This window comes from Bartonella sp. CM31XJBT, from assembly GCF_028618555.1.
GTDB lineage: Bacteria > Pseudomonadota > Alphaproteobacteria > Rhizobiales > Rhizobiaceae > Bartonella.
In genome coordinates this window covers 1-1657 of the sequence record NZ_JAQITD010000066.1, presented here as the reverse complement: position 1 = coordinate 1657, position 1657 = coordinate 1, and the positions used below count along the sequence as shown (strand labels likewise).

At 41.0% G+C, this 1657-nt stretch carries 1 pseudogene; it reads left to right on the top strand.

Features of this window, described 5'->3' with window-relative positions:
• Positions 1–29: 29 nt before the first annotated feature.
• Positions 30–1657, top strand: a pseudogene (locus PVV63_RS10145) (hypothetical protein); the annotation flags it as partial.

The following is a 1657-nucleotide window of genomic DNA, read 5'->3' as shown; positions in this document are numbered from 1 at the left end:
AACTTACGCAGACCATTGAGCAGAATGCTTTGTTGTGGAACGATGACGCGCATGCCTTTGTGGCGCGTCATGTAAAGAACAAAGAGAAAGATGGTCAAGTTATAGCGGAACAAGAAAACAGCAAATTGAAGTTTCTATTAGATGGAGAAATTTCTAAAGGTTCGACAGAAGCGATCACGGGCAATCAGCTTTATTCAATGAATCAGACATTTGCGACCTATTTTGGTGGAGGTGCAGGTTATGATAAAGATGGACAATGGAAAGCACCAAGTTTTGTGATCAAGAAAGTTGATGCGGAAGGTAAAGAAAGTGAGGAAAGCTACAATAGTGTATCGGAAGCATTTGCTGGTGTTGCGAGTTCTATCACGAATGTTCATAATGATGTAACCAATGTTGTCAGTGATAGCCTTGCCAAGCAGGATGATGATACGAAGGTTATTACTATTGGGAAAGAAGTAGAAGGCAGTGAAATCAATATAGCCAACAAGACTGGTACGGATCGGACACTTTCAGGTGTTAAGGCAGCAACGAAGAATAATGAAGCGGTTAACAAAGAGCAACTTGATCAAAGTTTAGAGAAGCTTTCTAGCAGCCTTCAGTCTGATGATTCAGCAGTGGTTCTCTACGATAAAAAAGATGGTGATAATGGCGTCATTGATTACACGAGTGTGACTTTAGGTAAAGGTAAGGATGCAGGACCAGTTGCGCTTCATAATGTCAAAGATGGTGTCATTGGTGATAGTTCACATGATGCGATTAATGGTAGTCAGATCAACACAATTTCTCAGGATTTAGTTAAGTTTCTTGGTGGCGATGCAAAATTTGTTGACGGTACGTTTACAGGACCGACCTACAAGTTATCGAAGATTGATGCAGCTGGTAATATAACAGACAGTTCTTTTGATAATGTTGGTAGTGCATTTACTGGTCTTGATGATAATATCAAGAATGTAAATGCACGGATTAAGGAAGTTTCTGAAGGAGTAGCGCAGGATTCTTTATCGTGGAGTGATAAGGAAAAAGCCTTTGTAGCAAAGCATGGAGATGGATCGGAAAGAAAAAATAGCAAAATTAAGTTTCTTGAAGATGGTGCAATCTCTGCGGATTCAAGTGATGCAGTGAATGGTTCACAGCTTTTTGAGACGAATAAGACTGTTGCAACTTATTTAGGTGGTGGCGCTGAATATAAGGAAGGTCAATGGAGTGCTCCAAGTTTCAAAGTTAAGACCGTTAATGAGGATGGTAGTGCTGTTGAAGAGCAGAGCTATGATGATGTTGCGTCTGCCTTTGCTGGTGTTGGTGATTCATTCATGAATATTCATAAAGAGCTTCAGAATGAGATTAATAAAGTTGTAGGAGATAGTCTTGTTAAGCAGGATGATGCTACGAAGGTAATCAAGATAGGTGGTGAAAAAGAGGGTAGTGCAATCACAATTGCAAACATGAATGGTGATGCACGTAGTCTCTCTGGCGTGAAAGCTGGCACACTTTCTGAAAGCTCGACGGAAGCCGTGAATGGTTCTCAGCTTTATTCCTTGCATCAGACGCTAGCGATGTATTTAGGAGGAGGAGCTAGTTATGAAGGTGGCGAATGGAGGGCTCCGGAATTCAAGGTTGCACAATTCAATTCTGATGGTAGTTCGTCAGAAAAGAAGAT